Source organism: Salipiger sp., from assembly GCF_048261495.1.
Lineage (GTDB): Bacteria > Pseudomonadota > Alphaproteobacteria > Rhodobacterales > Rhodobacteraceae > Salipiger.
The window spans coordinates 319,912-339,503 of record NZ_JBLXFX010000003.1 but is presented as its reverse complement, the minus strand read 5'-3'; the positions used below and the strand labels follow the sequence as shown (position 1 = coordinate 339,503).

At 64.1% G+C, this 19,592-nt stretch carries 23 protein-coding genes; all 23 read left to right on the top strand.

Annotation, left to right across the window (positions count from 1 at the left end; all coding sequences use genetic code 11):
• The first annotated feature begins 1 nt into the window (after nucleotide 1).
• The 23 genes from ACN0RJ_RS08265 to ACN0RJ_RS08155 all read left to right on the top strand — a co-directional run bounded on the left by ACN0RJ_RS08265 (nucleotide 2) and on the right by ACN0RJ_RS08155 (nucleotide 19,588).
• Entirely contained in the window at nucleotides 2-286 is a 285-nt protein-coding gene (locus tag ACN0RJ_RS08265) for a hypothetical protein (RefSeq protein ID WP_417723970.1), read from the top strand.
• Nucleotides 287-374: 88 nt separating this feature from the next.
• Nucleotides 375-1,139 (top strand): Bro-N domain-containing protein, encoded by a 765-nt coding sequence (locus tag ACN0RJ_RS08260; protein ID WP_417723969.1) that lies wholly within the window; start codon nucleotides 375-377, stop codon nucleotides 1,137-1,139.
• A gap of 628 nt (nucleotides 1,140-1,767) precedes the next feature.
• On the top strand, nucleotides 1,768-2,487 hold the full coding sequence (locus ACN0RJ_RS08255; protein ID WP_417723968.1) for a hypothetical protein: 720 nt from the start codon (nucleotides 1,768-1,770) through the stop codon (nucleotides 2,485-2,487).
• Nucleotides 2,488-2,603: 116 nt separating this feature from the next.
• The gene (locus tag ACN0RJ_RS08250; protein WP_417723967.1) at nucleotides 2,604-2,966 is read left to right on the top strand and encodes an HNH endonuclease; all 363 of its coding nucleotides are present in this window, start codon (nucleotides 2,604-2,606) and stop codon (nucleotides 2,964-2,966) included.
• An 85-nt stretch (nucleotides 2,967-3,051) separates the two neighbouring features.
• Entirely contained in the window at nucleotides 3,052-3,576 is a 525-nt protein-coding gene (locus tag ACN0RJ_RS08245; protein WP_417723966.1) for a hypothetical protein, read from the top strand.
• Nucleotides 3,573-5,303 carry a terminase large subunit gene (locus tag ACN0RJ_RS08240; protein WP_417723965.1) on the top strand — a complete coding sequence of 577 codons (1,731 nt, stop codon included), beginning with the start codon at nucleotides 3,573-3,575 and terminating at the stop codon, nucleotides 5,301-5,303. The genes ACN0RJ_RS08245 and ACN0RJ_RS08240 overlap by 4 nt, the downstream gene beginning before the upstream one ends.
• Before the next feature lie 53 nt (nucleotides 5,304-5,356).
• Complete coding sequence (locus ACN0RJ_RS08235) at nucleotides 5,357-6,550, top strand: phage portal protein (protein ID WP_417723964.1); 1,194 nt, start codon at nucleotides 5,357-5,359, stop codon at nucleotides 6,548-6,550.
• Nucleotides 6,547-7,389 (top strand): head maturation protease, ClpP-related, encoded by an 843-nt coding sequence (locus tag ACN0RJ_RS08230; protein ID WP_417723963.1) that lies wholly within the window; start codon nucleotides 6,547-6,549, stop codon nucleotides 7,387-7,389. The genes ACN0RJ_RS08235 and ACN0RJ_RS08230 overlap by 4 nt, the downstream gene beginning before the upstream one ends.
• 11 nt (nucleotides 7,390-7,400) lie before the next feature.
• Nucleotides 7,401-8,717: a phage major capsid protein gene (locus tag ACN0RJ_RS08225; RefSeq protein ID WP_417723962.1), complete on the top strand. Its 1,317-nt coding sequence runs from the start codon at nucleotides 7,401-7,403 to the stop codon at nucleotides 8,715-8,717.
• Between the two features lie 75 nt (nucleotides 8,718-8,792).
• The gene (locus tag ACN0RJ_RS08220) at nucleotides 8,793-9,263 is read left to right on the top strand and encodes a hypothetical protein (RefSeq protein ID WP_417723961.1); all 471 of its coding nucleotides are present in this window, start codon (nucleotides 8,793-8,795) and stop codon (nucleotides 9,261-9,263) included.
• Nucleotides 9,260-9,553: a head-tail connector protein gene (locus tag ACN0RJ_RS08215; protein WP_417723960.1), complete on the top strand. Its 294-nt coding sequence runs from the start codon at nucleotides 9,260-9,262 to the stop codon at nucleotides 9,551-9,553. The genes ACN0RJ_RS08220 and ACN0RJ_RS08215 overlap by 4 nt, the downstream gene beginning before the upstream one ends.
• The gene (locus ACN0RJ_RS08210; protein WP_417723959.1) at nucleotides 9,553-9,897 is read left to right on the top strand and encodes a head-tail adaptor protein; all 345 of its coding nucleotides are present in this window, start codon (nucleotides 9,553-9,555) and stop codon (nucleotides 9,895-9,897) included. Before ACN0RJ_RS08215 ends, ACN0RJ_RS08210 begins: the two co-directional genes overlap by 1 nt.
• Nucleotides 9,894-10,355, top strand: coding sequence for an HK97-gp10 family putative phage morphogenesis protein (locus tag ACN0RJ_RS08205; RefSeq protein ID WP_417723958.1), 462 nt, complete (start codon nucleotides 9,894-9,896; stop codon nucleotides 10,353-10,355). The genes ACN0RJ_RS08210 and ACN0RJ_RS08205 overlap by 4 nt, the downstream gene beginning before the upstream one ends.
• Before the next feature lie 4 nt (nucleotides 10,356-10,359).
• Complete coding sequence (gene gp17, locus ACN0RJ_RS08200; protein WP_417723957.1) at nucleotides 10,360-10,593, top strand: tail completion protein gp17; 234 nt, start codon at nucleotides 10,360-10,362, stop codon at nucleotides 10,591-10,593.
• A 77-nt stretch (nucleotides 10,594-10,670) separates the two neighbouring features.
• Nucleotides 10,671-11,824 (top strand): IS3 family transposase gene (locus ACN0RJ_RS08195; RefSeq protein ID WP_417723142.1). Its coding sequence is split into 2 segments (ribosomal slippage): nucleotides 10,671-10,923 and nucleotides 10,923-11,824, totalling 1,155 coding nucleotides; the frame shifts between segments, so codons are not numbered across the junction.
• Nucleotides 11,825-12,022: 198 nt separating this feature from the next.
• A complete protein-coding gene (locus tag ACN0RJ_RS08190) occupies nucleotides 12,023-12,436 on the top strand; it encodes a phage tail tube protein (protein ID WP_417723956.1) in 414 nt (137 codons plus the stop codon).
• A gap of 3 nt (nucleotides 12,437-12,439) precedes the next feature.
• Nucleotides 12,440-12,763, top strand: coding sequence for a GTA-gp10 family protein (locus ACN0RJ_RS08185; protein WP_417723955.1), 324 nt, complete (start codon nucleotides 12,440-12,442; stop codon nucleotides 12,761-12,763).
• 32 nt (nucleotides 12,764-12,795) lie between these two features.
• Complete coding sequence (locus ACN0RJ_RS08180) at nucleotides 12,796-13,080, top strand: hypothetical protein (RefSeq protein ID WP_417723954.1); 285 nt, start codon at nucleotides 12,796-12,798, stop codon at nucleotides 13,078-13,080.
• A 12-nt stretch (nucleotides 13,081-13,092) separates the two neighbouring features.
• Nucleotides 13,093-15,396 (top strand): hypothetical protein, encoded by a 2,304-nt coding sequence (locus ACN0RJ_RS08175; RefSeq protein ID WP_417723953.1) that lies wholly within the window; start codon nucleotides 13,093-13,095, stop codon nucleotides 15,394-15,396.
• 32 nt (nucleotides 15,397-15,428) lie between these two features.
• Nucleotides 15,429-16,076: a hypothetical protein gene (locus tag ACN0RJ_RS08170; RefSeq protein ID WP_417723952.1), complete on the top strand. Its 648-nt coding sequence runs from the start codon at nucleotides 15,429-15,431 to the stop codon at nucleotides 16,074-16,076.
• Nucleotides 16,073-16,663, top strand: a complete 591-nt coding sequence (locus tag ACN0RJ_RS08165; protein ID WP_417723951.1) for a hypothetical protein — start codon at nucleotides 16,073-16,075, stop codon at nucleotides 16,661-16,663. The genes ACN0RJ_RS08170 and ACN0RJ_RS08165 overlap by 4 nt, the downstream gene beginning before the upstream one ends.
• Entirely contained in the window at nucleotides 16,654-17,100 is a 447-nt protein-coding gene (locus tag ACN0RJ_RS08160) for a DUF6950 family protein (RefSeq protein WP_417723950.1), read from the top strand. The genes ACN0RJ_RS08165 and ACN0RJ_RS08160 overlap by 10 nt, the downstream gene beginning before the upstream one ends.
• 1 nt (nucleotide 17,101) lies before the next feature.
• Entirely contained in the window at nucleotides 17,102-19,588 is a 2,487-nt protein-coding gene (locus ACN0RJ_RS08155; protein WP_417723949.1) for a hypothetical protein, read from the top strand.
• The last annotated feature ends 4 nt before the right edge of the window (nucleotides 19,589-19,592 follow it).

Here is a 19,592-nt window from a genome sequence, read left to right as displayed (position 1 = left end):
CATGAGCGCCGCCCAAATTTCCCAAATCGAAGACCTTCAAGCACAGCTTGAGCGCGCGCACGCGCTTGCGCTGGAAATTCAGCGCGTCGCGCTGGATACAAATACCGCCGATGCCGAAGAGGGTTTGAACCTGATCGACGCGCTCTCGGATGCTATGGGGCACAGGCTCGCCGGCATGATCGCGGACGCCGATGGGGTCGGCCGGTGGGTCGGTCGCGTCATGTTGCGTTGTGATGCGCTTTCGGACGAGCTGGCGTCAGACGCCGCGCAGTATGAGGGGACATGATCTAAAAACCTTACCAATGACCGCAATGACTTACTTTGCACATTAAAATGTGCAAAGTGTCTGTATCGGAACAAGGAAAGGATTCGATATGTCCGACATGACCTTCAACTTTCAGGATCACGACATGCGCGTCGTGTTCGATGAGGACGGCAACCCGTGGTGGGTCGGCAAGGATGTTTGCCGCGCGCTGGAAATCAACAATAATCGCGAGGCGATGGCGCGACTTTCGGATGACGAAAAGGGTGTCATTTCGATCGACACCCTTGGCGGGCCGCAGAAGATGACGATAGTCAATGAATTCGGTCTCTATCGTCTCGTATTCAGCAGCCGAAAGGACACGGCCGAGGCGTTCAAGCGGTGGCTGGCGCATGAGGTTCTGCCCGAGCTGCGGCGCACGGGACGCTACGACATGGGCGGCAGGCCGGAGGGCATCGGCTGCCGGGCCGAAGCAGATCCGCCGCTTTCGGCCGACTATTGGCTCGGGCTGGTGCGCGAGGCGCGGCGCACATACGGCCGTGCGGCGGCCGCGCGGATCTGGGCGCAAAGCCCGCTGCCGCAATGCGCGCCCGACCCTGCCCGGTTCGAGGGGGTGGATCTGCTCGTTTCGGAGTTCCTCGCATGCTGTTGTGTCGTGACCGGCGACAAGAGCGATTTCCTGAAATCGCGAAGCATTCTCAATGCCTTGGATGAGTATTGCCGTGATCTCGGGCGCGCGTGCCCCGGCGACCGGACGGCCGCCGGGGCGCTAAGGCGCGTTGCCGGTGTCTATCGGGATGCCGATACCGGCGCGAGGATGTGGCCGGTCAAGCGGTCGGATACGGGGTTCTCGGGCGTGAGGCTGCGCGCGGATTGACGCGCGGCGCATTTGTCTTGTCCGGCCTGACGGCCGTTGCATCGGGCGGCGTGGTTCCTGGGGGAGCTGCGCCGCCCTTTCCCTTTTCGACAGGTAGGGCCGGCCGATAGGCCGGCGCGTTCAGAAAACCGCGTGTCGGCCGACAGGCCGACACCGCATTCTCTACCCTCTCCGAAGGCGCGGCGGCCGGGTCCGGCGATCCCGTTCGCCGCGCCTCGCGCCTCCCTCCCCTCCCCTATCCCCTCTCTGAAATCCTCCGCTGATCCCTCTGATCCCGCCAAATGGGACCAGCGAAAGGTAACGGCTGCGGTGGAAAACTGCGGGAAATCAGGTGCTTGCCTGTCTCGACGGTGGCGCAGGGATCAGGGGGATCAAAAGTCGGGTGCATTTCCATACGTGCCAAGGGGGAAAGGGGGTGAGGGTTCCGGGTTCATGTGTGACGCAACAATATTGATCCCTCTGATCCCTATTTCCAGATTAATCCCGTAATAACAGTGCTTTACGAAATATGCGCTGATCCCTCACTGATCCCGTTCCTTTTCTCACTGATCCCTTTGATCCCGTTGATTTTCTAAATGTTGATTGAGGAAAAGGGATTATCCCTAAATGTAGAAAAGAGGTTCCAAAAATGAGCGACGCGGCGGTGATGTGTGGAAGGGTCAAAGCGCGGGATCTGGTCGGCCGGCTCAATCGGCTGGTGATGGCGACGGCGGCCGAGCGGCGGCAGGGTATCGGCTCGGGCAACGGGGCGCGGGGCCTGCCGGGCCTCGGCGCGGGGCGTGTCGAGCTGCACTCGCTTACGAAATGGACGCCGGACGGCGACGCGCCGGTGACTGCGCTCGGATACAAGACGGCGGTTCGGGCGCTGCCGCCTGCCTTGTCGGCGCTCGACGCAAAGGATCCGCGTCGGCTGGCGGCGGCCTATATCGCCGATGCATTCGAGCGGGTCGATTCGATCAAGGGTATGGATCTGGGCGGGGGTGACATTAAGGGCGGCTTGTCCGACGGCGGTGCAACCTCGCGCGTCAAGCATGCCGAGCGGCTTAGGGTGATCGAGCGCAAGGCGAACGGATGGGCGCTCGACCGGCGCACATGGCGGGCCCGGCGCGGTGCCGAGCGCGTGGTTCTGCCGGTTGTTCGGAGGCGCGGCGATGCTGATACCCGCAAGGAAATAACGGCTATGGGGCTGCTGCGGGCTGTTTGCGTCGAGGGTATGGATATGCGCCAGATCCTCGCCGCCTATGGTTGGTCAACTCATGGCAAGCACCGAAAGGAGCTGCTCGCCGCGCTGCTGGAATTGCTCGACCAGATCGCCGGGCCGATGCACGCCGGGCCGCGCGGCGCTTGACGGGTTGGTGTCAGCCGAGATACCGAATCAATCAACGGTGAATACCTGCGCCCGGTGAGAGGCGCGTCGCACGGCCGCCCCTGATCGGGGTGGCCGTTTCCATTTGGGGGCCGCCGATGCCACGTTTGACCACGCCGGCGCGGCGCCTGTCTGCGGCGCCTGCAAAGCTCGGGGCTACCGCGGGCGACAAGCGTGCGCAGGATCGCGCGCGGGATGCCGAAAAGCCTTGGCGCGCGTGGTATCACCTCAAGCGATGGAAGGTCTTGCGTCGCGAGATCCTCAAGCGCGACGGATACACATGCCAGGCGACGGGGGTCGCGCTGGTGGGTCGGATCGGCGAGCCGAACAGTCCGATTGTCGATCACATTCTTGAACACAAGGGCGATCCCGCTCTCTTTTGGGATCGCGAGAACCTGCGCGCGGTCTGCAAGAGCTGGCACGACAGCGAAAAGCAGCGCCAGGAGCGCGCGCGCGCCTGACCCGCGCAGGGGTGGGGGTGGGTCGAAAGTCGGAAAGTCCCGAACAGGGACACCAGCGTCCCCTCACTCGGAGATTTTTTTTCCCATGTCTGATGCAAAATCCGCCGGCGGCGGGGATCTCGACCTATTCGGCAATCCGGTATTGCCGCTGCGGGATCGGCGCGGGCGACCGTCATTTGCAAAAACGCCGGAAAATCAAGACTTTGTGGCTGTTCGCGCGGCGGATGGCTGGGCACATTCCGCGATTGCCGAGGAATTGGGGTGCGATGAAAAGACCCTGCGCAAACATTTTTCCCGCGAGCTGAAATGCGGCGCGTTGGTGATGCGCGGCCTTGCTCTCGACGTGCTGCTCAAGCGGTTGCGTGCGGGGCACGTTCCGAGCGTGCGGGCGTTGCAAGCGATGCTCGCCGAGGGCGTTGCGGCGCCGGCGCCGGGCCGCGGGAAGTCTGCGGCCGAGGGTGCCGAGGATGGCGAGGCCGACGACGAAACGCCGACGCCGCGCCTCGGAAAGAAGGAACAACGGCTCGCCGACGCCGACCAGCCGGCGCCGGGCTATGATGAGCTTTACAAGCGCCTGCAAGACGCGTCGGCGAAGGGCCGCGCGCAATGAGTGATTTGTCCTGGGCCGCCTGCCCTGATTGGTGGGAAAAGCTCAAGGCCGGCGCGACGCCGATCCCGGCGCTCTCGCTTGATGAGGTTCGCGCCGAGGTCGCGGTCGAGCTGTTCAACAAGCTTGTTGTCCCTGACATTCCGGGGCAGCCGAAAATGGGCGACGTTGCAGGGGAATGGGCGCGCGATCTTGTTCGCGCGGCGTTCGGATCGCAGGATCCCGAAACGCACTTGCCTCTGGTCGGTGAGCTGTTCGTTTTGGTTCCTAAGAAGAACACGAAAACGACCCTCGCCGCCTGCCTCGGCCTGATCGCGCTGCAAATGAACACGACGCCGAATATTCGCGGCGTCGTGGTCGGGCCGACGCAAGCGGTCGCCGAAACCTGTTTCGGCCAGATGGTCGGCATGATCGAGGCCGACGATTGGCTTTCTCGCCGGTTCAAGATCGACCACAACAAGAAAGAGATCACGGATCTTTTCAAGGATCCCGAGACGGGCCGACCGCTAAAGGCAAGGCTCAAGGTTATGAGTTTCGACCCGGCCGTGACAACGGGCGGGATCCCGGCTTTCGCGATACTTGATGAAATTCACGTCATGGCCGAGCGTCATTTCGCGGGCCGCGTTCTCGGCCAGGTGCGCGGCGGCATGATTACAAATCCGCATTCGCTGCTCGTGATGATTACGACGCAATCGGAGATCCCGCCGCAAGGGATCTTCAAGGATGAGCTCGAATATGCGCGCAAGGTGCGCGACGGTAAGATTTGCGAGGACGTGCGTATGCTGCCGATCCTCTACGAATTTCCCGAGCTGGTGCAGGCCGACAAAAAACAGATCTGGAAAGATCCGAAGATTTGGCCGGCGGTGCTGCCGAACCTGGGCGCCTCTATCACGATTGGGCGGCTCATTCCCGAGTTTCGCAAGGCGCTCGAAACCTCCGACCAGGAGCTTGCCCGATGGGCGTCGCAGCACCTGAATATTCAGATCGGTTTGGGTCATCATTTCGGCGGATGGATCGGGGCGAGCCTCTGGGGCGCGGCCGCCGATCCCGCGCTTGATCTCGACACGCTGCTCGCGACGTCCGAGGTTTGTGTCGTCGGGATCGACGGCGGGGGCATGGACGATCTTCTAGGGGTGACGATCCTCGGCCGCCAGACGGACACGAAGCGGTGGCAATCGTGGTCGGCCGCCTGGGCTCACAAGACCGTTCTCAAGAGCCGGCCGAAAATTGCGGTCATGTTGGAAGATCTCGCGAAAGAGGATGCACTCACGATCTGCGGGCATGCGACGCAGGATATTGAGGAATTGGTCGCGCTTGTGCTGCGGGTTTTCGAGGCCGGTCTATTGCCGGAAAAGGCCGGGATAGGGCTCGACCCGGAAGGCGTCGCGGCGATTATCGACGCTTTGCAGATCGCCGGGATTCCCGAGGAAACGCTCGCGTCGATTTCGCAGGGGTACAAGCTGAATGGTGCGATCAAGGGCACGGAGCGAAAGCTTTTCGACGGCACGCTCGCGCATGCCGATCAACCGCTCATGTCGTGGTGCGTGGGTAACGCGAAAAGCGAGCCAAAGGGGAATGCGGTGATTGTGACCAAAGCGGCGAGCGGCTCGGGGAAGATCGACCCGCTCATGAGCCTTTTCGATGCGGTGTATCTGATGAGCCTCAATCCCGAGGCGGCGCGCCGGGTGGATCTTTCCGCCTTCCTGTCCGAGCCCGTGGGGGTCTTCTGATGCTGGGTCGGGTTCTCATGGGGGCTTTTGCCGGGGCGCGTGCGGGCGTGCGGATGGCACTCGCCGACGGTTTCTCGGGATGGGAAAACCTCTCGGCCGGCGCGGATCCCCTTGCCGGGATCGGTCGGGCGTCAAAGGCCGGAAAAGACGTCTCGCAAAGCTCGGCTCTTACCTTGTCGTCGGCCTGGGCATGCACGCGGGCAAATTCGCAAATTGTCGGTTCTTTGCCGGTCGATCTCTACACGCGCGACCGCGACGGAAAGCGGGTAAAGGCCGAGACGCCGCTCGCCGAGATCCTGACCGATCAGCCTTGCCGCGGCCTGACCGCGTTCGAGTATTGGGAGGGCGCGGCCGCGCAGCTCTCGCTCAACGGCAACGCCTACTCGGAAAAGCTCTACCTCGGCCGACGGTTGGTCGGCCTGCGGCCGTTGTTCGGGGTGACGCCGAAGCGGCGCGACGACGGGCTTTTTGATTATCGCTTTCTCGACCGCGGCCGCATGCAGACTTTGCCGCCGGAAAAGGTCTTTCACGTTCGGGGGTTCGGCGCGGGTGACGGTCTCGGCCTCTCCGCGATCAGGTTCGGGGTGCAGTCGCTCGGCTCGGCATTGGCGGCGGATGAGACGGCCGGGCGTGTCTTTTCCAATGCGATGATGGCCGCCGGCATTCTCAAATCAGATCAGACGCTCACGCCGGAGCAACGCACGCAACTGCAAAGCCTGCTCGCGTCCTACGTTTCGAGCGACAAGGCCGGAAAGATCCTGACGCTTGAGGCCGGTCTTTCTTATGAGCAATTGCAGATGAATCCCGAAGACGCGCAATTGCTCGAAACTCGCCGGTTTCAGGTCGAGGATGTTTGCCGATGGTTCGGTGTCCCTCCCATTGTGATCGGACACGCGGCGCAGGGTCAGACGATGTGGGGCTCGGGGGTCGAGGCGATCATGCTCGCGTGGCTTGTCCTGGGCGTAAATCCGATGCTGCGGCGCCTTGAAACCCGCGCCGTCGGCGATCTGGTCAGGCCGACCGATGGCCGGTCTTTCTGGTTGGAATGGAACCGCGAGGCAATGCTTCAAATGGATAGCAAAGCCAAGGGTGATTTCCTCTCGAAGATGACGGCCTCGGGGATCATGTCGAGCGACGAAAGCCGGGACAAGCTCAACCTCACTCGGCGCGGCGGCGCGGCCGATGAGCTGCGCGCACAGATCGCAACCGCGCCGTTGGACCTTCTGGGAAAGGAAAAGGACGCATGAGCAAGCGCAACCTTCCGAAAGTCAATGTTTCGGCGCGGCCGGGCGTGCATTCCGACATTTCGCCGCGTGCATTGCAACGCTGGGCGCCGGACGTGCGGGCCGCCGAGGGCGACGCCGGGGCGTCGATCTCGGTTCTCGACCCTATCGGGGCGGATATGTGGGGCGATGGCGTGACCGCGCGCCGGATCTCGGCCGCCTTGCGCTCGATCGGCGACCGTCCGGTGACGGTGAATGTCAACTCGCCCGGCGGCGACTTTTTCGAGGGGCTCGCGATCTACAATATTCTGCGCGAGCATTCGCAGCCGGTGACGGTGAATGTCCTCGGGATTGCGGCCTCGGCGGCCTCGGTCATCGCCATGTCCGGCGATGAGGTCAGGATCGCGCGCGCTGGTTTCTTGATGATCCATAACACTTGGGTTCTGGCAGCCGGCGACCGCAACGCCTTTCGTGAGGTCGCCGATTGGCTGGAACCTTTCGACCGCGCGGCGGCCGACATTTACGCGGCTCGCTCGGGGATCTCCGCGGCGGAAGTCGCCGGCATGCTCGACCGCGAAACGTGGATCGGCGGGCAAGCGGCGGTCGATCAGGGTTTCGCCGACGGTCTGTTGCCGGCGGATCTGGTCGGGACGGCCGATGCCGACAGCGCCTCGGCCTCGATCCGCGCCGAAAAGAAATTCGATTTGCTCGCGCGCCGCGCGGGCCTCTCAAATTCGGCCTCGCGCGAGATCCTCGCCGAGCTGAAATCCGCGCGGACTGGTGCCGCGCCTGATGGCGCGCCGGGTGCCGCCGACGTGGCGCAAGGGCTGCAAAAGCTCTTGGCCGATCTCAAATCCTTCTGAAAGGGAAAATCATGAAAAACCTGATGATTTCGGCGGCCTCTCTGGCCGCTCTCTCGGGGCATGCCTCGGCGATGCCCTCGGCGGTGATCTCGGCGCCGCGCATGGACGCGGCCGGTTCGGTCGAAAAGCTGCTCGCCGATGTCAAATCCGAGCTTTCGCGCGTGACCGACGATGTTCGCAGGACGGCCGAGAACGCGCTCGCCGAAGCCCAAAAAACCGGCACGCTGACCGAAGAAACGAAAAACACGGCCGACAAGGCGCTCGTGCAATTCAACAGCCTTTCCGGCGCGCTCAACAAGCTGGAAGGCAAGCTCGAAGCACTCGAAAGCCGCTCGACCGACGTCGAGCAGGCGCTCGCCGAAGGGCGCCGCGGTGGCGGTGCGGCGGAAATGACCGTCGGCCAGGAGATCGCCGCAAGCGACAAGCTCAAGGCGTACATTGCGGGCGGCCTGTCCGGCAATCTCGTTCTGCAACCGCAGTCGGCAATCACCACGGCGGCGGGCTCGGCCGGCGGGGTGATCTGGCCGACCGAAGATCGCGACCCGGCGAACATGACGCGCCAGAAACTCGCGATCCGCTCCCTTCTCACACAGGCGACCAGTGAAAGCGATGTGGTTCACTATTCGCGCCAGACCACGCGCACCAATGCGGCGGCGCCGACGGCCGAGGGCGGCGCGATGCCGGAATCGTCCTATGGCTGGACGAAAGAGACGTCGAACGTCAAGAAAATCGCGCACGTCACGCATGCGAGCGATGAGGCGCTCGCCGACTCCGGTCAACTCGCGTCGCTGATCGACAGCGAAATGCGGTATGGTCTGGATCTCGAAGAAGAACAACAGATCCTCGCCGGCGACGGTCTCGGGGAAAATCTCGCGGGGCTGATCGGCGAGGCGACCTCTTTCTCGGCCGCTGCCGGCCTGCCGAATGCGACCCGCATCGACCGCCTGCGCCTCGGCCTCTTGCAACTGGCGCTCGCAAACTACGCGGCGAACGGGATCACGCTCTCGCCGATTGATTGGGCCGCGATCGAGCTGCTCAAAGATACGCAGGGGCGCTATATTTTCGGGGATCCGAACACGCTCAAAACTCCGATGCTCTGGGGGACCGACGTCGTTCCGACCCTCTCGCATTCGGCGGGGGAATGGATGGTCGGAAACTTCGCGATGGCCGCGACGATCTACGACCGCCAGGCGGCCGAGATCCTGATTTCGTCCGAGCATGGTACGAATTTCGTCGAGGGTCTGAAAACCCTGCGGGGCACGAAGCGCCTCGCGATGGCCTGCAAGCGGCCGGCCGCGCTCGTCACGGGCGATTTTACATTCGCCTGATCTCGACGGGATCCTGACCGGGCGCGCGCGGGTTTCGCGCGCGCCGTATTCATCCTGACAACCGGAGGGGCTTGCATGCTCTTGAAAATGAAGCGGACGCAGAAAACCATGCTCGGTCTGTTGCGGCTCGACGTGGCCTATCGGTTCGATATGTCGGATCGGCGGCACAAGACCGTGGCCGATCACCTGCTCAAGCGGGGGCGCGCCGAGGAAACCACGGCCGCGGCCGTGAAAAGGGCCGCGGTCGATCATGAGGCACGCGAGCTGGCCGCTTTGGCGGATCTGGCGGAAGGCCGCGCCCTGCCCTCGGCTATTTCCGAAATCCTCGCGATCAAGGTCGCCGAGGAAAGGGAACGGAGCGCCAAGGCGGCGACCGACAAGGCGGCGGCCGACAAGGCGGCGGCGGAAAAGGCGGCGGCCGACAAGGCGGCGGCTGACAAGGCGGCGGCGGAAAAGGCGGCGGCTGACAAGGCGGCGGCTGACAAGGTGGCGGCGGAAAAGGCGGCAGCCGACAAGGCGGCGGCTGACAAGGCGGCGGCGAAATGAGTCAATTGGAGGTCGCCGAGCTGGTGCGGTATTGTTCCGCGCCGGAGGACGGATCCGACGATGCCTTGCTCGGCGATCTCCAGGGGGCCGCCGAAGGTTTCGTGCAAAGCTACACGCGGCGAGATCTCGACGCGGAATTGCCCGGCGCTTGGCCGGTGGACTGTCTCCACGCGGTCAAGATGCTGGTTGCGCACTGGTATCAGATTCGCGAGGCAATGGCCGAGGGCGCGGGCGGCGAGGTTCCGTTCGGCGTGCGTGATCTGTTGTCCTCGCACCGGGATCTGAGCTGATGGCGGGGCCTGGGGCCGGTCAGTTCCGTTACAAGGTCCAGTTTCGCCGCGCGACCAGGACCGACGACGGGATTTCTGAGGTCGAGACCTGGGCCGATTTCGGCATTCCGGTGCGGGCACGCAGGCGCGATGCAAGCGATACGGAGCGTTGGCGGGCGGCCGAGGTCGGCGCGACGATCTCGGCGCGTTTCGTGGTGCGGTGGTCGGATCTCGCGGCCGGGATCACGGCTCGGGATCGCCTCGTTTGTGATGGGCGGGAATACGATCTCATGGCGCCGCGCGAAGTTTTCGACCGTCGCCGTCGTTACATCGAATTTTCGGCAACGGCGAGGGCGGATCAATGACGGTCGAAATCAAACTTGAGGGCTTTTCCGAGCTAGAAGCCGAGCTTGAAAAACTGAGCAAGGCCGCCGGCAAGGCGGCTCTCCGGCGGGTGCTGAAACGGCGCGCGCAGCCCTTGGCCGATGCGATGCGGTCGAAGGCGCCGCGCGGCGAAACGGAAGATCTCGCGCGGTCGGTTGCGGTCTCGACAAAGCTTTCAAAGCGCCAGGCGCGCATGCATCGAAAGATGTTCAAGGATGACCGGGCGTCGGTCGAGATGTTCCTCGGCGCGGGGCCTGATCCGGCCGCTTGGACGCAGGAGTTCGGGACTATTCACCACGCGGCGCAGCCTTTCGCCCGGCCTGTCTGGAACGCGGGAAAAGACGCATTCCTTGACGGTCTGAAAGAAGACCTCTGGGCGGAGATTCAAAAGACCGTAGCGCGGGCCGAGGCACGGGCCGCCAGGATCGCGAGGCTCTGACAGCATGGAAGAAGAATTGCGCGCGATGCTGCGGGCCGAAACCGCAGTCGCGGCGCTTGTGGGCGCGCGGGTGTATTGGGGCGAGCGGCCGCAGGGCGACCCGCTGCCGGCCGTCGTGCTGACTGTGGTCGATGACCGCGAGGGCTCGACGCTCTCGGGCGGTGACGGCTTGTTTCTCGGCATGGTGCAGGCCGATTGCTACGCGCTCGACCTGGGCGCGGCAAAGCGTCTGGGTTGAGCTACCCCCCGAAATTCGGACACTGACATAAGCTACGATTTGCAGTCTGCTGATCTTCGACGAGAAGGAGATCAGAGATGTCGAAACGGAAGCAGCACGCGCCTGAGTTCAAGGCGAAGGTCGCGCTGGAAGCCCTGAAAGGCGAGGAGACGGCTGCCGAACTGGCAAGCCGGTTCGGGGTGCATCCGACGATGATCCATCAATGGAAGCGAGCCCTGCTCGAAGGCGCCTCCGGTGTGTTCGAACGCGGGGGCCGCAAGAAGCCGGAGATTGACGAGGAGCAGGTGAAGGAGCTCCACGCCAAGATCGGGGAGCTGGCGGTGGCCAACTCTTTTTTGGAACGAAAGCTGAAGCCCTGGGGCGGGAAGTGAGGCGCGGCATGATCGAGCCTGACCACCTGGATCTGTCGATCGGCCAGCAGTGCAAGTTGCTGTCGATCGCGCGTTCGTCTTTCTACTACACGCCCAAGGGCGAGACCGAACAGAACCTCGGCCTGATGCGGCGGATCGACGAGCAGTTCTTGGAGACGCCGTTCTTCGGTGTCCGGCAAATGACCTGGCACCTGCGCAACGACGGCCACCTAGTGAACGAGAAGCGCATCCGGCGGCTGATGCGCCTGATGGGGCTAGTGCCGATTTACCAGAAGCCCAACACGAGCAGGCCGACGAAGGGCCACAAGACCTATCCCTACCTGCTCAGAGGTCTACGGGTGGAACGCCCGAACCAGGTCTGGTGCTCGGATATCACCTACCTGCCCATGCGGCGCGGGTTCCTATACCTCGTGGCGATCATGGACTGGCATACCCGCAAGGTCCTGTCCTGGCGGATCTCGAACACGCTGGAGGCCGACTTCTGTGTCGAGGCGCTGAACGAGGCCATCCACAAGTTCGGCCCGCCAGAGATAATGAATACGGATCAGGGATCCCAGTTCACGTCCTTTGCCTGGACGGATCGGCTCCGCCGGTCCAGCGTGCGCATATCGATGGATGGGAAGGGCCGTTTCCTCGACAATATCTTCATCGAGAGGCTGTGGCGCACCCTGAAATACGAGTGCGTTTACCTGCATGCCTGGGAGACCGGATCGGAGACGAAAGCGGCGATCCGGAAATGGATGACCTTCTACAACCACCAGCGCCCGCATTCAGCCTTGGGCGGCCAGCCCCCGGCGCTGGTCTACTGGCAGAGAAATGATATCAACCAACCCGATCAGCAGGTGCAACGAGTAGCTTAATTTACGCCAGATCCTGTCCAAGAGATGGGGAGTAGCTCAGGGTCGAGCGGTGCGCGCGCGTTTGCACGGCTACAGGGGCGGCGGGTTTCTCGGGATTTTCGACGCGGGCAAGCGCGAAAATCGCGAGGGGGGCGCGAATGAGGCCGAACGGCCTTGGCGCGTGAGTCAGGACTTTGAAACGCAATGGAGTGAACCAGCATGACAAATGCAAAAACGGGCTACGGCTCGAAATTCGGAATCGAGGGCGAGACGCCGGGCGAATATGTCGACCAGGCGGAAATCGTGCGCATCAAGCTGCCCGGCTATACCCGCGATGAAGAAGAAGCCACGCACTTGCAATCGCCGGACCGCTACAAGGAGTTCATTGCGGCGATGAAAGAGGCGCAGCCGGTCGAAATCGAGTTCAACTGGATCGCGTCGGAAAGCGACGCGATGTTGGCCGCATTCGAGGCCGAAACCGGCAAATATCAGATCACGGCGCCGAACGGGGTCCGGTTGCAGTTCTCGGGATACTTCCTGACCTATTCGCCGCCGGAGCTGACAAACGGCAAGATGAGCGCGACGGCGACGATCCGCCCGAGCGGCAAGCCGACCCTTCTGGCGGCGGCGTAACGGATGGCGATGAAGTTTCGCGGCGAGACAGTCGCCGAGGTCGACGGGCAAAGCTACCGCTTGCGCGTCGATATGAACGTACTGGCAGCATTCGAGGACGCGACGGGCCAGGAGGCGCTTGCATGGGCCGAACGCGCGGAACAGGGACGCGCGCGCGTGGGTGAAATCATCACATTCGCGCATTGTGCCATGCTGCGCGATCATCCCGACGTCCCGCGCGAGATCGCGGGCGATCTGGTCTCGGACAATCCCGAGCTGCTCTTGCAACTGTTCGCGGCCGCATCCCCGGATCTTTCCGACAAGGCGGGCGCGCCGGGAAAGGACTAGCCGGCGCCGCGCCTCTCAAAGTCGAGGATCTGTTGCTCGGCTACGTGGCCGCCGGGTTCGATCCCGGCGGGTTCTGGTCTCTGAGCCTGCGCGAGTACCAGGTACACATGCGCGCCGCGCGGGTGCGTGCCGAGGCCGAGCAAGAGGCGCGGGCGTGGTCGGCTTGGCACGCCGAGGCGCTGCGGCGCCAGAAAGATCTACCGGCCTTCCGCGATTTCGTGAAGGGCAAGGCCGATCCTCCGCAATCGCCGGATGAGCAACAGGCGTTCTTTGACTTGCTGACAGGCGCTTGGGGCGCGGTGCCGGCCACAACCTGACAGGAGGAATCAATGGGGCAATCGGTCATCGGCGCGTTGCGCGTGAACCTCGGACTCGACTCGGCGAAATTCGAGTCGGGTGCAAAGCGCGTCAACGCACCCTTGCGCGCGATGCGGCAACAATTCCTCGCCGTGGCCGGGGTCGCTGCGGCGATGGGTGCCGCTCTTGCGGCGGCGGCTCTCAAGGGGGCGAGTGAAATCGACCGTGCGGCGAAATCTGCGCGGCGGCTTGATGCTTCCGTCGGCGCCTTCCGGGCGCTGGAATTGGCGGCCGGTGAGGCGGGTGTTTCCCTAGCCGGCCTCGCCAATGACATTCAGACCATGAACCGCGAGCTTGCCACGATTGGGACGTCGGGAAATGCTGACCGGGCGCTTGAAAGGCTCAACCTTTCGGCCGCCGATCTCGCCGGACTCGATGCTGATGAAAAGGTCGCGACAATTGCCGACGCTATCAAGGCGATGGGGCTTGACGCGGGGCAGGCAACGGCGGTCCTGCGCGATCTCGGGGTAAGAAACCGCGAAATGGCGCTCTTGATGATCCAGGGCGGCGATGCGATCAGGGCCGCGCGCGCCGACGTCGAAAGCTACGGGCTCGCGCTCGACTCGGTAGAGGCCGGGAAGATCGAGGCGGCGAACGACAAGATTGCGCGGCTCGGTCTGATTTCTCAATATGCCGGGCAACAGCTCGCGCTGGCGCTTGTTCCGGCATTCGGCGCGGTCGCGCAGGCAATGACTGACAGCTTGCGCGCGGGCGGGCTGTTGCGCGCCATGATCGACGGGCTTGTTTCAAATCTTGACCGGCTCGGGACTTATCTCGCCGTGGCAGTCACCGGATTTGGCGTGCGCTATGTCGGCGCGCTGGTGGCGGCGCGGCTCGCGACCTTTACTTTCTCGGGCGCGCTGACCTTCCTTCGCGGGGCTCTGATCCGAACCGGGATCGGTGCGCTTGTGGTCGGCGCGGGTGAATTGGTCTATCAGTTCTCGCGATTGGTCACGGCCGCCGGCGGTTTCGGGGGTGCCTTTGCTCTGGTCGGCGATGTGGCGGCCGAGGTCTTGTCGCGCCTCGGGATCGCGTTGCAGGCGTCCCGCGCGGCGATTTCAGGCGTATGGCTCGGGATCAAGGCCGACGGGCTCGACGCGATGGCCGGAATCGTCTCGGGCGGGGTCGAGTTCGCAAATCGTTACATCGGCGTTTATCGCGGCGCGTTCGGCGCTATCAAGGCTCTTTGGTCGGCCCTGCCCGCGGTGATCGGGTCGGTTGCGTTTGCGGCCGCAAACGCGCTCGTCGGCGCGGTCGAGGCGATGATAAACGCGGTTGTCGGCCGGATGAATAATTTCGTCGGCAAGCTCAATAACGCGCTTTCGCTCTTGCCCGAATGGGCGACCGGCGGCGCGCCTCTGAAAATCGGGGTTATCGGCGAGGTCAGTCTCGGCGGCGTTGAAAATCCCTTTGCCGGAGCTGCCGAGGCGGCCGGGGCCGAAGCTGCCGGCGCCTTCTGGTCGGGCTTCAACACAAACACTATCGCCGCGGCCGATACCTCCGGTCTGACGGCGGCGGCCGACGCTGCGCGTTCGGCCGGGGAAAATGCTGCGCTTGCCGGATCCGCACTGACCGCGCTCGCAACGGCGCCGTTGCAGTCGGTCGGCGCGCTGCGGGACAGTATGTCCGAAGCGGCCGAGGCGACAAATGAGGCGGCCGGAGCTGCCGAGGATCTCGCCGAAAATCTGGCCGGGGCCGGGGATGGCACGGGCGGCGGCGGCGGTGGCGGCGGTGGGGTCAAGAAAGCCGCCAAGGAAACGAAAGAAGCGGTTAAGGAGATGAGCGACGCCGCGAAATCTGCGGCTGACTCGATCAGATCCTCTTTTACCGATGCTTTCAAATCGGTGGTAACGCGTGCGCAAACATTCGGTGAAGCGGTCGCCGGCGTGCTGCAAAAGCTCGCCGACATGGCGTTGACGTCGGTCGGTGATTTTCTGTTCTCGGGTCTCTCGGGCGTGCTTGGTGGCGCGCTCGGGTCCATTCCGGGGCATGCCAACGGAACGGATTTTGCGGCCGGCGGCCTCGCTTGGGTCGGCGAGCAGGGGCGCGAGCTGGTCAACCTGCCGCGGGGCTCGCAAGTGATCCCGAACCACAAGCTTGACCAGCTCGGCGGGCAGATGGCCGTGCAGGTTGTGCCGAGCCCTTATTTCGACGTCCAGGTGAGCCGGATTTCGCGCCAGGCAAGCGCGCCGATGATCGCCGGTGTCGCCGAGGCCGGCCGCCGGTCGCACGGTGCCATGAGCGAGCAGTTTTTCAAGCGGGGCACGACGCTATGACGCGGCCGGTTGTAACTGTACCGTTCGACTTGATGCGGCTTTCCGAGGTGGCATGGGGCATTGACTGGCGCTCGCGTACGGCCGAGCGGACAAGCGGTCAGACGCAAACCGTTTTCCAGGCGCTGCCGCGGTGGGTCGGAGATTGCGGGTTCAATCTTTCCGGCCGCGCGGCGCAGCGATGGCGGTCGATCCATTGGGCCGCGCGGGGCCGTGCCGGTATCTACCGCCTGCCGATGGTGGACCCGCTCGGGGTGGATCTCGACGCGCTATTCAATGCCGGTGCGCTGAATAGGGTGCGGACGTTCTCGACCGGCGCGACATTCTCGACCGGCGCGGGGTTCTCGCCATTGCCGCTTGTGCCGGCATTCGAGGCGGCCGCCGCTGGCGCCGAGCTGGTGCGCGTTTCGGTCGCCGATCCGAGGCTTGTTCCCGTCGTCGGTCAGATCATATCCGCGAACGATTGGCCGATGGGGGTCACGTCGGTATCGGATGACGGCGGCGGGGTTTATTCTCTGGGCGTGGAAATGCCATTGCGCGCCGCGATCAGCGCGGGGGCGCCGGTGTCTCTGGTCGCGGTCGGCCTGTTCGAGATCGACGCCGACGACGCGTCGGCGACGGCATACGACCTGGGGCGGATGATGCGCCCGAAAATAGCCTTTCGCGAAGTTCTCAACCGATGAGCTTTTTCGGTGATGCTTTTGACCCGCGCGCCGATGCGCTCGGGTTGCTCGACCTTGTGCAGCTCGATACGCCGGACGGCGCGGCGCGGTTCATGCTCGGCGTTGAAGGCCGGTTCACGGATCTGAACGGAAATGTGTGGTTCGGGTCTCAGCTACTCGCCGTCTCCGGTCTGGAATCCGCAATCAACGGCGTCGCGCCGGCGGGCCAAGCGACCTTTTCGTTTATTCAGGATCCCGCCGCGCCGGCGGTGATCGAGGAAATCCTCGCTCTGGGGCCGGACTATCTTTCCGGCCGCGCAATCACGTTTCTGGTGCAGCCGATTGCGTCGCATCGCGATTTCTACGCGCCTTCTGTGGCGCCGCGCCAATGGTTGCGGCGCAAGATGCGTACCCTTTCGATCAAGGCCGACGGGCCGCTCACGCGCGAGATCTCGGTCGGGTTCGAGGCTTGGACGGAAGGCCGCCGCACCGCGTCCCGGATCGCGCTCAATACGGAAGGGCACGCCGCGTTGCTCGGCGGCGTCGCAAACCCGTCGCTTGAGTTCATTCCGACAAGCGATTTTCAGGAGGAAAAGCTTTGGAGCTGAAAACGCTTGTGCCGGCGCCGGTGGTGGTGTCGCCGCTCTACCAGGAGCTTAACCGCTGGACGGTTCTCCCCTTCCTCTGGGGGGAAACCGATTGTTGTCTGGTGCTGGCCGATTGGGTGGCGCGCGTGACCGGCCGAGATCCGGCCGCGCGCATTCGCGGCATGTATGAGACGGCGGCCGAATGCGAGCGCGTGACCGGGTTCCTTTCCGATCCCGTTTCCGCATTCGGTTCATGTGCTGCGGCGGCGGGCCTCGGGCGGGCGGGCGAGCTGCGCGCCGGTGATGTGGGTATCTACTCCCGGCCGGGGTCGCGATGGGCTTTCGGGGGGCTTTGGACGGGGAGTCTTTGGGCGAGCAAGGGGCGTGACGGTGTAACGTTCACAAAGCCGAAGCGGGTCGAGATCCTTGCGGCCTGGGGGGTCGGATATGCGGGCTAAGATGTGCCTTGCCGCGCTGCTTTGCTCTACGGCACTTGTCCGGCCGGATCCGGCGGCGGCAATGCCGCAGGCGGCCGGATTTCTGGTCGGTGCGCTCGGTTTCGGGGCGTCGGCCGTGGCCGGGACCGCGTTCGCGGCCGGCGTGACGGCCGGCGCCGCCTTTGCCGCGACGACGTTCGGGGCGTTGCTTGTGCGAACGGTTGTCGGGGTTGGCCTATCCCTCTTGGCGCAATCATTGCAGCCGCAACCGGAGATCCCGAAGCCCTCGGCGCGCATGGTCAATTTCGCGCAGCCGGTGGTTTATGCAGAGTATGCGCTCGGCCGCGTGCGGAAAGGCGGGCCGATTGGGTTCACCGGCGCGGCCGGAAAGTATCGCCATTACGTGCCGATCCTCGCCGCTCATGAGATCGCCGGAATCGTCACGCACTATCTTGATGAGCGCGAGGCGGAAACGGATGAAGCGGGGTCGATCACTACCGCGCCGATGACGAACAAGGGCGCGATTGTGCCTTTCCTCGGCGGGGCCGGTCAGGTCGCGAGCGCGGATCTTATCGCGGCCTTTCCCGGCAAGATCACGGCCGCGCATGATTTCGCCGGTCTATCGGGGGCCTATGTGAAAGCGCGCAAGGTGAAGCCCGACGACTTCTCGAAGGTCTACCCGACCGGGCGACAGTGGGTCTACGCGCCGGCTTTCGATGGTCATTCCCGGATCTTTGACCCGCGCACGGGCACGCGAGGTCACACGCGAAACGCAGCCCTCATTCTGGCTTGGTGGCTGACCGAAGTTTGCGGGCAGGTCGTGAATTGGGATCTGGTCGCGATCGAGGCCGATCACGCGGATTCAGTCATCCTTGACCGCGACGGAAACCCGATTCCGAAATGGTTGCTGGATGGCACGATTTCCGACGATCAGGATTTTGAGACGCAACGGGCGCAGCTCTGCGCGGCATGCGACGCCTTTCTCTACGAAACGCCGGACGGTGAGGCCGGTTTCTACCTCGGCCGCTATATCGCGCCCGAGGTGACGCTCGACGCCGGCGATTTCGATGCGGTCGAGATCACCGGCGGGCAATCGGGCGCTGATGCGCCGACAGAAATCGTGCCGGAGTATATCGAGCCGGAAAACTTCTGGCGCGAGTTCTCGGGCGGTGTCTGGACCGTCTCGGCCGAGGGGCGGCGCGTTCGCGATACGCCGCAACTTTTCATGGTGTCCCGCCACAACCAGGGGCAACGCATCGCAAAGCGACTCGGGCGGGTGAAGCGCGCGAAATGGCAGCTAAAGGGCACGATAGGCGCCGTCGGTTATGATCTGCTCGGCAAGCGATTTTTCAGGGTGCAGCATGCCGAGCTGGGGCTCGACCAGGTCTTTGAGGTCGGGCAGCTCGTTCGCGAGGGCGCGGCCTCTTTTTCGATCACGGCGAACAGCGTCGATCCCGAGGATTTCGACTTTGACGCGGCGGCCGAGGAACCGGATCGGCCCGAGATCCGCGCGGGCGAGATCTCCGACGCCGCCGGGGCGGTGGATCTGATTTCGGGGGTCTTGGCGGTTTCCTCCGGCGATGGCGTATTGCGGGTGATCTGGCCGGCGCAGGATGAGGTTTACAGCCAACAAATCCGCCTGACGCGTCTCGCCAATGGTCAGGAAACGATCTTGGCGGCGAGCGGCAGCGCGGCGGGCTTGCCCTCTTTCGAGATCGGCGGGCTTGTCGCGGGAGACGTCTACAGCGTCCAGATGCGCAACTTTATCGGTGTTCCCGGGGGCGAGACTTCCGTCGGTGCGTGGTCGCCAGATCCTGCGGCCGAGGTCACTATCGCCGGAACGGTTCCGCGCGGCGCGCCGGCAATTTCCGAAGCCACGGCCGAGCCGGGGCGCGTTCGGTTTCGGGGCGTGGCGGGTGCCGCGACGGCGGGTTTCAGGGTCTATCGGTCGGAGACTGACAATTTCTCGGCCGCGGTGGCATTGCCGGATTTTCTGCCGGGGTCTGCTCTGGCCGCTTTCGATGTGTCTGCGGGCGATCCCGAGGCGGTCAACATTCTTTCCGATGGCGATATGTCGTCGGGCGCGGCGTGGACTATCGGGGCCAATTGGTCGATTTCCGGCGGCGTCGCGACAAAAGCGGCGGGGCTCAATACGCAGCTTTCGCAGTCGCCGGCGCTGATCGCGGGGACCGACTACCGGGTGACGTACACGGCGCCGGACGTGTCTGCCGGATACGTTCGCGCGCGGCTGGTCGGGGCCGAGACTGTCCAGGGCGCGGCCGTGACGGATCCGGGAACGTATGCCGAGATTCTGACCGCGCCGAGCGCGCCCGGCGAATTTCAGTTTCACGCGGTCTCGACCTTTGCCGGGTCGATTGACGATGCGTTTTGCGTGCCGGACTCGCCGTCGGCGGTGCCGGTGGGCGGCGCCTATTTCTGGCTTGTGCCGGTGTCTCAATTCGGGGTCGAGGGCACGCCGGGCGCGTCTCACTTCCTCCAGGTTCCATAGAAGG